Origin of the sequence: Chryseobacterium defluvii (genome assembly GCF_003634775.1) — a bacterium.
GTDB classification, from domain to species: Bacteria; Bacteroidota; Bacteroidia; order Flavobacteriales; family Weeksellaceae; genus Chryseobacterium; species Chryseobacterium defluvii.
On the sequence record NZ_RBXB01000002.1, the window covers coordinates 795,176 to 808,016 of the forward strand.

A 12,841-nucleotide genomic window follows, 5' to 3' on the forward strand; every position below is an offset into this window, starting at 1 on the left:
CATGTATATTGATACATTTGAAAATACATGAAAAAATCATTAATATGAATAATATCGATCAGTCTTTACTTATGTTTGAAAATGTCAAAAATAATATTGATAACTTCATTAAATCTGATAATAATGAGTCGGATACAAGATCTAAAATAATTGATAATTACCTAATTAATATACTTGGGTGGAGTGAATCAGATATCAAAAGAGAAGGGAAATTAGAATCTGGTTATTTTGATTATAAAGTTAGTTGTCCATCAATTTCTTTTGTAATTGAAGCAAAAAGGAATCACAAAGAATTCATTCTTCCTTCAAGCCATACTAAAGTAAAAATAAAATCCATATTACGTGAAAATAATGATGTAATTCAACAAATTAGAAACTATTGTGTAGATATTGGATTGCCTTATGGGGTAATAACTAATGGTAAACAATTTATTATATCAAAATTTTTTAATACTAATGGGAGTGATTGGAAAGAAAATATATGTCTAATTTTTCATAGTATAGAAGATATAGAAAATAGATTTGTTGAATTTTATGAGAATTTGTCAAAATACTCATTAATAAATAATGGAGGTTTTAAATATGATTATATTCCTATTGATTTAGAAGCAAAATCAATATTGTCCACATTGATTCAGAGAGATAAAGAGATTGATAGAAATAACTTAAGTTCAGAATTGTCTCCTATAATTGATAAATTTTTTGGAGAAATTTTTTCTACAGAACAAGAAGATGATTTAAATTTTATAAAGGAATGTTTTGTTGAAAATATAGAATCAAAGAAAAACCGGGATGAGATAGAAAGATTATTTGCAGATAAAGCTCCTCAAATGGCAAATGTTGTTAAAGCAATTAATACAAATAGTATAGTTTCCCAAATTGTAGAAGAAATAAGCGATGATCAGATTAATATTAAGAGTCCTAAATCTCCTAAACCGATAATTATTATAGGAACTAAAGGAGCGGGAAAAACTACTTTTATAAATCATTTATTTAGAACACGTGATAATGAATTCTCAGAAAATCATTTAACTGTATATATTGATTTTAGAGAATTTTATGAAGCATATAAATCATTTGAACCAACAAATATTTCTAAAGAAATATATGAAAAACTTACAGATAAGTATTCAGAATTGGAACTTCACAGCCTCAAAGCTTTGAAAAGAATTTATCAAAAACAAATAAAACAAAATGATGAAAGCATTTGGATGTTTGTTAAAGATAAAGACGAAGACACATATAATAGATTATTAACAGAATATCTATCTGAAAATTTAAAGGATTACTCAAAACATTTAGAGTATTTAAACAATTATTTAATTAGGGAAAGAAGAAAAAGGATGATTGTAATTATAGATAATGCCGATCAATATTCAATATTAATTCAAGAAAAAATTTTCCTATTTTCTCATTCATTATCAAGGAATTCCAATTGTGGAGTTATCTTTTCATTAAGAGAAGGCTACTATTATAAATGGAGAAACAGACCCCCTTTCGATGCATATGAATCTAACGTCTATCACATTACTGCACCTAAATATTCCGAAGTTTTACTAAAGCGTATAAATTATACTTTAGAACATTTAAATAATTTTGAGGGCAAAGCTTCTTCGGTTACAAGTAGGGGGATTAAAATTGAAATGCCTAATCAAAAAGTTATTGAATTTTTATCTGGATTAAAAGATTCGCTTTTTTCTGATTATAATAGTGATTTAATTAATTATTTGAGTTTTACAACTTACCCTAATATCCGTGAAGGACTTAGGGTTTTTAAACAATTTTTAATTTCAGGACATACAGATGTCAGTAATTATATCTTAAGAGAAGTTTATAAAGAAGTAGATAGAGTAAATAAACAAATAATTCCCATTCATGAATTTGTAAAATCTTTAGGATTACAAAATAAATTATATTATAACTCGGAATTTAGTATTGTTAATAATATTTTTATCCCTCCGAAAGACTCAAACGATCATTTTATAAATTATTATATTCTAAAAAAATTTTATGATATTTATGAGACTAAAGGAATTGCAAATAAATATATTTCTTTCTCAGAGATAATAGAAATTTTTAAGGAAATTGGTTATAGAACTAATATTATTATTTCTTCAATAGAACGTTTATTAGATTATAACTTACTAGAGTCTGATGAACTTATAACAGATATAGAGTTTGGAAATTTAGATGCTGAAATTGATTTATGTATTTCATCTAAAGGATATTATTATTATAAAGAATTAATAAAAAGGTTTCATTATATAGATTTAGTATTGCAGGATACTCCAATTTTTTCACAAGAATATTTTAGTAAGATTAAATCTGTTTTTCCTTTGTCGGATAATAAAGGGCTAAGAGACTTGAAAGCTAGAGTTGAAACTGTAAAAGAATTTGTTAATTATTTAAATAAAGAAGAAAATAGACAAGCAGTAGGTGTATTTAATATGTTTGGCAAACCTTTAGATTATATAAATGAACAGTTAAATGCGGATATATTAAGAATAGAAAGTAAGCTATAATAAAGTATTTTATTTTCTTTATTAATTTATAATCCCTTATTTTAGCAAAAAATAGCCCCATGAAGAAGATTCTACACTTATTTTTTGCTTTTTGCGTCATTCATACAGCGGCACAAGGGAAGAAGTTTTTTGATAGCGGAGAAGTCCAGCTTAAAAATCCGGTTGAAAAGATCAATCTACAATATGTGAGCAACCTGCCTTTTGTGAAGGTGAGTATTAAAGGAAAACCGTATAATTTCCTATTCGATTCCGGAGCCCCGACGGTGATTTCCAGTGCTATTTACACAGAACTGGGTCTGGAGAAAAAGCATAAAAGTAATGTAAAGGATTCCCAGAAAAACAAGCAGGAACAGATTTTTACCCAGCTTCCGGAAATGACTATTGATCAAGTGGTTTTTAAAAACATCGGAGCAATTGTGATTGATTTAAATAATTCCGAGTTAGGATGCTTCAAGATTGATGGAATCATCGGAGCTAATCAGATGGCGAAACTGTTTTGGAGAGTCAACTACTCTGAAAACTCATTGGAAGCTACCAAAGACCTGTCCCGTTTTGACCTTAACGGTTATGAAACCATTCTTCCGTTTGATTTTAAAGCTCAGAAAACGCCTATCGTTGAAACGAAAATTTCAGGCCAGAAGGTTAATCTTACTTTCGATACCGGGTTTACGGGAAGGATCAGAATTACGGAAAATTATTATCCTTCATCTGTAAGCAAAAGCATTGAAACCTATGGGGTGAATGCAGTAGGAGCGTATGGGACCGGAAAACCGGAGACCAATCATATTTTCAAAACGAATGAGCTTCCATTAGGAAATGCCAGGTTTATGAATGAAGTGATCATGACGGGGAATTCCAATATTATCGGGAATGAGTTTTTCCAGAATTTTTCTTTCATTATGGACTGGAAGAATAAAAAAGTCTATATGAAGCGTATAAAGGAAACCGAAGCCAAAATTGAGTCTTTCGGGTTCGGATATCGTTTCATTGACGGAAAAGCAGAGGTTTCCTATATTTTTAAAGAAGATCATTTTCCGGTTCAGATAGGAGATTCCATTATCAGCATCAATAATGTTGCTTTGGAAAACCTGGATAAGGAAACCTCATGCCACTATTTCATTAACAGGGTGGAAAAAGATGCAAGATCTCTTACTATGAAGGTAAAAAGGAACGGGAATATAATGGATATCAGGCTGACTAAAAAAGAGTACCTGAAATAATATTTTTTTGGAAGTGATGCCGAGCCGGATATTCCGGATATTGAAGATCTGTATTCACTTAGTAAAAAACCATCCCGAAGAGGGATGGTTTTTTTAAATAATATTAAATAATTGCTATGAGTGCCTTTTTGATAGATCTGCATTGCTGGGCAAGTAAGTGAAGCAGACCTGCCCGTTTAATGCAGTTATGAAAAATCCGGGTAATCGGTATCTTTCATCATTTGTGTGTTGAGTATTATTTAACCACTTCTGTGCCAAGTTGATACCCTTTTTTTCTGTGCCGGAAAACATCGGAATGTAATTAATTCTCTTTTTAGGTTTTGTATTTTGGTTATTTACAGAGAACAGTTTATTTGATATCGTTTTATTCATACAATGGGTAAATCCGATTAATAAAAATAAGTGTAAGATGACGTGAGTTTTTTTGAAATGTCGACATTGTTCTACAGGGATCTAGATTAAAATCTACAATAAGAAACAAAAAAAACCGCCTCTCAGGGCGGTTTCAATATATTTACCAGTTCTTATCGATCATATAAATGAGCTGGGTCATGACGGCTGCCCCCAGGAGTAATTCTCTCCGGTTAACCTTTTCAAAAGTATCTTCTTCGGTGTGATGAATATCGAAATATCTTTGAGGATCAGGGACCAGTTCAGCGGTAGGAACACCCATATCACGAAGCGGATAGATATCCGCTCCCGAATACCTGCCTTCAAAGTTATAAACGCCGTACGGAAGGAAAAGATGCCCCCAGCTTATAATCTGGTTTCTTCTGGCATCATCCATTTCCAGGGAAATTCCTCTTGGTGAGAATCCTCCCGCATCTGATTCTATGGCAAAAAGGTGTTTTTCACCGCTTTCCTTTACTGTTTTCCCGTACTGTAATCCGCCTTTAAGCCCATTTTCTTCGTTGGCAAAGCAAACGACTCTGATGGTATGATTATTTTTAATGCCTAGTTTTTTGAAGGTTCTTAAGACTTCAATGCTCTGAACGATTCCGGCTCCGTCATCATGAGCCCCTTCACCTACATCCCAGGAATCCAGATGGCCACCCACAACAATGACGTTTTTATCTTTTTTACCTGTGATTTCACCAATTACGGAGTGGGAGAGTTTTTCACCCTTCATTCCACAGTTGGAATTAAGCTTAGCCGCAATTTTCTGGTTCTTTAAAAGAGCTTCCAGTTCATCGGCCGTGGTATTTCCGATGGCTACAGCCGGAACTTTGGCAACACCGTCGTCATATTTCATGGCACCGGTATGCGGAACATCATCAAAAGCTGATGAGAGAGAACGGATAATGGCAAATTTACCGCCTTTCCTGGCTGTTAAAGAAGCTGCAGTCCTTCTGTAAACTCCCGCATCGCGATATCCAAGGAAAGTCTGCACATATCCCTGGTTGAAAGCATGGTTGAAGAAAACAATTTTTCCTTTCACCTTTTCGGCCGGAAGCTGCTCATATTCCTCCAGCGATTTTACCATGATAATTTCCCCGGAAACATCTTTTCCGCCCGTTCCTTCGGAATTTCCAAGGGAGAGCATTTTTAAGCTTTTCCATTTTCCGTTGGAAGTCTGGATATGAAGAGATTCTTTCCCTCTTTCCCAGACCGGGAGCATCACTTCCTGAAGCCATACTTTATCCGCTCCTGCCTCACGAAGCTTCTGCGCTGCCCATTGAACCGACTTTTCGTAGGCTGCAGAACCGCTCAGACGATGCCCGATATTTTTGGTTAAATCCTTAAGCTCCGTATATCCTTTTCCGTTGTTTAAAATCTCTAAGGAAATTTTACTGAATTGTACCGAATCTTCTTTTGCCTGACCGGATACGGCCATACCAAGAAGCAATACTGAAGTACCTAATAACTTTTTCATATTAATTTTACCAATTACTATCAATCATTAAAATCATTTGTGTCATGGCAACAGCACCTAATAAAAGCTCTCTTTTATTCACCTTGTCAAAAGTATCCTCCACGGAGTGATGGTAGTCAAAATACCTTTGAGTGTCCACCACTAATTCTGCCAAAGGGATATCAAGCTTTTTGAGTGGGGAAATATCCTGGATTGCTTCTGTTTGGTCAAAATCATACACGCCATAGGGAAGGAAATACTCTTTCCAGGCAAAAACCAGTTTCCTTCTTTGCGGAGCCATGTCCAATGAAAACCCCCGCGGAGAATATCCTCCCGCATCGGTTCCCAAGGCGAAAATATGCTTTTCTTCTTTCTTTTTTACGTAAGCAGCGTACACTTCACGGCCTTGTCCGCCGTTTTCGCTGTTGGCATATAAAACCACCCGGATGGTGTGATTGTTTTCATAGCCAAGCGCTTTCAGAGTTCTTAAAACCTCGATACACTGCACAACTCCCGTTCCGTCATCAATGGCACCTTCTCCAAAATCCCATGAATCTAACTGAGCTCCTAAAACAATGACTTTAGAATCTTTTTTACCCTGGATTTCAGCAATTATATTAGGGTTGGTGATTTCTCCTTTGGATTCCGCAGTCATGTTGATTTTTGCAGTGACTTTTTGTTTTTTGAGTATTTTTTCAAGTTCGTCTGCGGATTTTGTGCCAATTGATAAAGCCGGAATTTTGGCTTTGTCATCCGGTTCATAGTAAATCATTTTAGCATGGGGCGTATCATTGTTGGCTGTTGTTAATGATCTTATAATTAATGCCTTCGCTCCTGTTTTAGCGATCACGGAAGCGGAGATCAATTTTGATTTGGCGGCAATTAAGTAGGAATCACTTGTATTGATGATTTTCGGGTCCATCGGAACATTAACGAAAACAATTTTGTCTTTTAATTGTCCTACAGACATCTGGTTAAGCTCGGAAGTAGAATTAATTAAAACGATTTCACCCATCAAATCCTTTCCTCCTGTTCCTTCTGAGTTTCCGAAAGAAAGCATTCTAATATTTTTCCATTCTCCGTTTCCGGCTTTTATCTGCAAAGATTCCCGTCCTCTTACCCAGACCGGAGCCTTGGCTTCCTGTCTCCAGATCATTTCTATACCGATTTCCTTGAACTTCTTTTCAGCCCATTCTACAGCTTTTGCATACCCGGGAGTCGCACTAAAACGGGAACCGATACCTTTTGTCAATTCGCCAAGGTTATCATATGCCTTTCCTTGGGTCATGATTTCGTCTGAAATCTTTTTGAATTCCTCGTGGTAATTAAATTTGGCTACAGGTACTTTGGTGAGTTTTTTTTGCGGCTTTTTTTGAGAAAATAAAAATCCACCCAAAAAGAGTGGAAGTATTAGAATGAATATTTTTTTCATTTTTTATTTACACTTATCTTTTCCGTGCATAAAAATAGGGAAAAAATAGTAATTTATCAGGATTTCATATCATACATTAGCAATGCTGTAATCAATTTAGGTTCAATAAAAGTACATTTTGGAGGCATACTTAATTTAAGATCAGAAATTTTAATCATATCATTAAAACTCACCGGATAGATTCCGAAGCCCACTTTACCTTCACCGTTATCAATATTTTCTTTTAAAATATTAATCCCGGCAATAGTAGAATTCCCTTTTACGTAGGAAATCTTTTCAGAGCTGTCCGGATCTTCAATTTTCAGGATATTCTTGAAAATATACTTATCTAAAAGATGATGATCCAAATTATCCAGAGACATTTCCGTGGAACGGAGATCGTGCTTCACGTGAAGAGAGTAAAACGTCCCGTCCAGGTACATGGAAATATGGAATTTCTGGGAAGGGAAATACGGAGTTTCACCTTTTTCATGGATCAGGAAATATTGTTCAAGTGCTTTTAAAAACTCTTCAGTGGATAATCCGTTCAGATCCTTTACCATTCTGTTGTAATCATGGATTTTGATGGATTGATTGGAAACGATGAAACTATATACAAAATTATACGGTTCCGTACCGTTATGCCTTTTGTTTTTATCTTTTTGATATTTGGCATTCAAAGCAGTGGAACCGATTCTGTGGTGCCCGTCTGCAATGTAGAAAGAATCGATCTGATCGATAACTTCTTTAAACTGCTGCAGCTTTAAACGGTTATCAATTCTCCAGATTTTATGCCTGATCCCTTTTGAGTCCACATGATTGAAAATCGGAACGTTTTTCTCTTCATGATTCATCAACAGCTCAATTTTTGAATTGGCGGGATATGTCAGAAGAACGGGTTCTGCCTGCAGGTTTACTTTTTCCAGATAATGAGCCAGCTTCTCTTTTTTCTGAGGAATGGTGCTTTCATGCCTTTTGATCTTTCCGCTCCAGAAATCCTCAATACTAGCCAAGCCAAGCAAGCCCCTGAAAACCTGTTTGCTGGGATAGATCTGCTCATAAAGATAATAAGCCGAATTGTCCTGAACCAGTTTTTTCTCTTCCAGGAGTTCTTCGAAGGTAGAACGGATTTTTCTTAAATTCCGGTCAATATCTTTAGATTTACTTACCACATAAGGTTTGATCATATGGATGTAAGTATCTTCTACTTGAGCTTTCTCTGCAATTTCTTCCTGGGTGAAATTATCCAGGGGATGAGTAGGGAAAGTACTCTCAAGGTCTTTATGAGGTCGTATTCCGCGAAAAGGTTTAAAAACAGGCATATATTATTGTATAGTTTCTTTTTTTAGCTTAATGATTTGTTCTGCAAGTTCAAGGCCGATTTTTTCCTGTGCATCCACCGTATTTCCTCCTACATGAGGGGAAAGAGACAGGGAAGGGTTCATCAGTAACGGAAGTTCCGGAGTCGGTTCATTTTCAAAAACATCCAAGGCTGCCCCCATTACTTTTCCGGACTCAATAAAATCGAGCAGTGTAACTTCATTGATCACACCACCTCTTGCCGTATTCACAATATAAACACCATCTTTCATTTTTTCAAACTGTGGAGTGTCTATAATATATTCATTAGTTTTAGGAGTATTGATACTGATGAAATCCGCGTCTTTAAGGAATGCATCCGTATCATTGGTAGAAGTTATTTCAAAGTTCACGGTTTGTCCGTCAAAAAAACTTAATGTAAGAACTTCTGTTCTGGGCTTTCTGGTCAGAACTTTTACCTTCATTCCCAGAGCGATCCCCATCTTCACCACTTCCTGCCCGATGCTTCCAAAGCCAATAACTCCCAATGTTTTTCCTGAAAGCTCATACGCATTATGGAATGACTTTTTCAGGGCATTAAAATGGGTTTCCCCTTCCAGCGGCATCAACCTGTTCGATTCATGAAGGAATCTTGCCAGTGAAAAAAAGTGAGCAAAAACAAGTTCCGCCACCGATTTTGAAGATGCAGTCGGAGTATTGATTACTTTTATTCCTTTGCTCCTGGCATATTCCACATCTATATTATCCATCCCGATTCCGCCTCTGCCTATAATAGAAAGGCCGGGACACGCATCAATAATATCCTGTTTTACTTTGGTTGCACTTCTTACCAGAAGAACATCCACATTATTTTCATTGATGAATTTAATAACGTGATCCTGGGCAACACGGTTATTCAGAACTTCTATTCCTGCTTCTTTTAAAGCTTGCTCTCCGGCTAAGGAGATTCCATCGTTGGCTAAAACTTTCATGGCTTTTATGATAATCTAAATAATGAAGACTGAAATATTTTACATTTTAAATTGGCGCAAATTAAGAAATTTAAAATAATTCCAATTTATATTGCAATCTTCTGATTTTTAATGATTTAATTATTTGATTGATCTCATGACGTCTACCAAAACCTGAACACTTTCAATCGGTAAAGCATTGTATAAACTCGCTCTGTAACCTCCTAAGCTTCTGTGTCCGTTCAAACCGCTGATTCCCGCTGCTTTCCATGCATTATCAAACTCTTCTTTCTTGCTTTCGTCGGTGATTTTGAAGGAAACATTCATTAATGAGCGGTCTTCCTTCACGCAGAATGTTTCAAATAAAGGATTGCTGTCGATTTCATCATATAAAAGCTTTGCCTTTGCCTCATTTCTTTGTTCCGCAGCTGCAATTCCTCCGTTTCTTTCCAAATACTGAAGCGTTAGTAAAGATGCATACACAGGAAAGACAGGTGGCGTATTGTACATGGATTCTTTAGCAATATGCTGTGAATAATCTAACATGGATAGCATATTCTCTCTGCCTGTTTTTCCAAGAATCTCTTTTTTAATTACTACCAAAGTAACTCCTGCGGGTCCCATGTTTTTCTGGGCTCCGGCATAGATCAGATCGAATTTTGAGAAATCCAGTTGTCTGGAGAAAATATCTGAACTCATATCACAAACCATTAAAGTATCCACTTCAGGGAAAGTCTTCATTTGAGTTCCGTAAATTGTATTATTGGAAGTACAGTGGAAATAATCATACTCGGAAGATACCGTATAATCCTTCGGAATATAAGAGTAGTTAGCTTCTTTGGAAGAACCTACCACATCCACTGTCCCTATTTTTTTAGCTTCTTTAATGGCTCCGGCAGCCCATGTTCCCGTATCTAAATAAGCAGCTTTACCACCTACTTTCAACAGGTTGTAAGGGACCATAGCAAACTGCAGGCTTGCTCCGCCCCCTAAATACAAAACTTCATATTCATCCCCAAGATTCATCAGTCTTTTTACAATCGCACGTGCTTCGTCCATTACCGGAACAAAATCTTTACTTCGGTGGGAAATTTCCAAAAGAGATAAGCCGATACCGTTGAAGTCCAGAATAGCTTCTGCTGATTTTTCAAATACTTCTTGTGGTAAAATACACGGACCTGCACTAAAATTGTGTTTTTTGCTCATATTTTATTTTGTTTTTTACAGGACTTGCGAACCTGTGATTTTGTTTATATTGTATTGATCAGATTTATATATAATTAAAAAAACCGTCTCATACTGGCTGAGACGGCGTATTTTATTCACCGTGTAAGAATGCTTTTTTATTAAGTAAAGCTTCTTCAGACTCTACATGGTCTTCATCCGGAACACAGCAGTCTACCGGACAAACGGCTGCACATTGTGGCTCTTCATGGAAACCTTTACATTCCGTACATTTATCTGTTACGATGAAATAGACATCGTCATTCACGGGTTCCTGAGGCGCATCCGCATCTATCGTTAATCCTGACGGTAATGTTACAGTGCCTTTCAATGTGGTACCGTCTGAAGCTTTCCAATCTACGGCTCCTTCATATATTGCATTATTCGGGCATTCCGGTTCACAGGCTCCACAATTAATGCATTCATCAGTTATTTTAATAGCCATCGCTAATTTTTTTTAAATTTGCACAAAATTACAAAATATTCCCCAATTTTAAAGTAATTATGAGTATTGAAAATCGAGTTTTAGGACTTTCTGAGCTAAGTGGATATATTAAAGCGTTTTTAATAAAAAATTCTGAAGATTATAATGAAGGTGATCTTGAATTTGAATTATTATTAAAGAAGTCTGAAATGGAAAATCCGTGGTTCACTATTGAGAATCAGAAATTTGCTTTAAAGCAGTGGGCTGATTTATTGACTGAAGAAAATGTAAAGAATTGGCTTCAAGAGTATTCTGTATCCAAAATTTCAAAAAGGGTAGGCCTGATTCTGGCCGGAAACATTCCTCTGGTGGGATTGCATGATGTGATTTCCGTGGTGTTGAGTAACCATATTCCGGTCATTAAATTATCATCAAAGGACCGGCATATGATTCCTTTTTTACTGAAAAAATGGAATGAATTCTCCGGAAACGAAATTGAATTTGAGTTTGTGGAAAAACTGGAGAATTTCGATGCGGTAATTGCAACAGGAAGCAATAATACGGCAAGATACCTGGAATATTATTTTAAAGACCGTTTGAATATTATCCGTAAAAACAGAACTTCTGTAGCGGTTTTAAAGGGTGATGAAACAGAAGAAGAGCTGCAGCTTTTGGCCAAAGATATTTTCCAGTATTTCGGATTAGGTTGCAGAAATGTGACGAGGGTTTTCATTCCGCAGGATTTTGTGATCGACAGGTTATTTGAAAGCTTCATAGGATTCCAGGATATTATCAATCATAATAAATATGCCAATAACTATGACTATAACAGAGCCGTTTACCTGTTGAATCAGGAAAAGTTCTGGGATAATAATTTCGTGATGCTGAAAGAGGATGATAAATTGTTCAGTCCGCTTTCCGTGATCAATTTCAGCAGATATGATGCGTTGGATGAAGTGAAGGTTTTCATAGCTGAAAATGAAGAAAATATTCAATGTGTAGTGGCTAGGGAGGAATTGGGATTGGATTCAATTCCGTTTGGTGAAGCGCAATGTCCCGGTTTGGATACCTATGCGGACAATGTGGATACGATGAAATTTTTGGAGGTGATTTAATTAATTTAATATATTTAAAAATAAAAAAATAACTATGATGACAGATGTTTTAGTCGCCCATTCTTCAGATGTTGAGAAGGCGGATTTTTACAAAAAAACGTATTGGCATGTTGCATTGGCAATTCTTGCATTCATTGGTGTGGAAACGGTTTTGATCAATGTGGTTCCGGTGGAAATTATTAGTTTAATGTTCGCTCAAAAATATACCTGGCTGCTTATTATTGGTGTGTTTTGGTTAGCATCCATCCTGGCTAATAAATGGTCTTTATCTCAAAGTAGATCAACACAGTATTTAGGATTAGGATTTTATATTCTGCTTGAAGCTGTGATCTTCCTGCCGTTGCTTTATATTGCTGTCGGATATTCAGGAGGGGGAACTATGATTTTTCAGGCAGCGATGCTTACTATTGCTATGTTTGCGGGATTATCGGCAGTAGCTTTTACTTCCAAAAAAGATTTTTCTTTTTTAAGAAACATCATTATTATAGGAGGTTTCCTTTCTATAGGATTGATTGTAGCGGGAGCGATTTTCGGGTTTAACCTTGGTCTTTGGTTTTCGGTAGGAATGGTGATTCTGGCTTCTGCAAGTATTTTGTATGAAACGAGTAAGCTTAAGGATTCCTATACAACAGGTCAGTATGTGGGAGCTTCTTTACAGCTTTTTGCTTCCATTATGTTGTTGTTCTGGTATATTCTGAGAATTTTAATGAGCAGAAGAAGCTAGTTTTAGTGATGAATTATGAGTTATGAGTTATAAGTTATAAGTGATGAGTTATGAGTTCTCACGGAAATTGATAATTCAT

Annotated in this window: 10 protein-coding genes; 4 read left to right on the forward strand and 6 right to left on the reverse strand. The window is 35.7% G+C overall.

Features of this window, described 5'->3' with window-relative positions:
- Window positions 1–44 precede the first annotated feature (44 nt).
- Both BCF58_RS10405 and BCF58_RS10410 read left to right on the forward strand, forming a co-directional pair.
- On the forward strand, window positions 45–2,522 hold the full coding sequence (locus BCF58_RS10405; protein WP_121461716.1) for an AAA family ATPase: 2,478 nt from the start codon (window positions 45–47) through the stop codon (window positions 2,520–2,522).
- Window positions 2,523–2,581: 59 nt separating this feature from the next.
- Entirely contained in the window at window positions 2,582–3,742 is a 1,161-nt protein-coding gene (locus BCF58_RS10410; RefSeq protein WP_121461717.1) for an aspartyl protease family protein, read from the forward strand.
- A 514-nt stretch (window positions 3,743–4,256) separates the two neighbouring features.
- Here the strand turns inward: BCF58_RS10410 and BCF58_RS10420 are convergent.
- From BCF58_RS10420 to BCF58_RS10445, 6 genes are all read right to left on the reverse strand, one after another.
- A complete protein-coding gene (locus BCF58_RS10420; protein WP_121461719.1) occupies window positions 4,257–5,615 on the reverse strand; it encodes a M20/M25/M40 family metallo-hydrolase in 1,359 nt (452 codons plus the stop codon).
- Between the two features lie 7 nt (window positions 5,616–5,622).
- Window positions 5,623–7,026, reverse strand: coding sequence for a M28 family peptidase (locus BCF58_RS10425; protein WP_121461720.1), 1,404 nt, complete (start codon window positions 7,024–7,026; stop codon window positions 5,623–5,625).
- Between the two features lie 56 nt (window positions 7,027–7,082).
- Window positions 7,083–8,327, reverse strand: coding sequence for a DUF1015 domain-containing protein (locus BCF58_RS10430; protein WP_121461721.1), 1,245 nt, complete (start codon window positions 8,325–8,327; stop codon window positions 7,083–7,085).
- Between the two features lie 3 nt (window positions 8,328–8,330).
- Entirely contained in the window at window positions 8,331–9,296 is a 966-nt protein-coding gene (locus BCF58_RS10435) for a D-2-hydroxyacid dehydrogenase (RefSeq protein WP_121461722.1), read from the reverse strand.
- Window positions 9,297–9,416: 120 nt separating this feature from the next.
- On the reverse strand, window positions 9,417–10,481 hold the full coding sequence (serC, locus tag BCF58_RS10440) for a 3-phosphoserine/phosphohydroxythreonine transaminase (RefSeq protein ID WP_121461723.1): 1,065 nt from the start codon (window positions 10,479–10,481) through the stop codon (window positions 9,417–9,419).
- Window positions 10,482–10,593: 112 nt separating this feature from the next.
- Complete coding sequence (locus BCF58_RS10445) at window positions 10,594–10,944, reverse strand: 4Fe-4S binding protein (protein WP_121461724.1); 351 nt, start codon at window positions 10,942–10,944, stop codon at window positions 10,594–10,596.
- Between the two features lie 59 nt (window positions 10,945–11,003).
- On the opposite strand from BCF58_RS10445, the gene BCF58_RS10450 reads away from it, so the two are divergent.
- Window positions 11,004–12,038, forward strand: a complete 1,035-nt coding sequence (locus BCF58_RS10450; RefSeq protein WP_121461725.1) for an acyl-CoA reductase — start codon at window positions 11,004–11,006, stop codon at window positions 12,036–12,038.
- Window positions 12,039–12,072: 34 nt separating this feature from the next.
- Window positions 12,073–12,762, forward strand: coding sequence for a Bax inhibitor-1/YccA family protein (locus tag BCF58_RS10455; protein ID WP_121461726.1), 690 nt, complete (start codon window positions 12,073–12,075; stop codon window positions 12,760–12,762).
- Window positions 12,763–12,841: the final 79 nt, after the last annotated feature.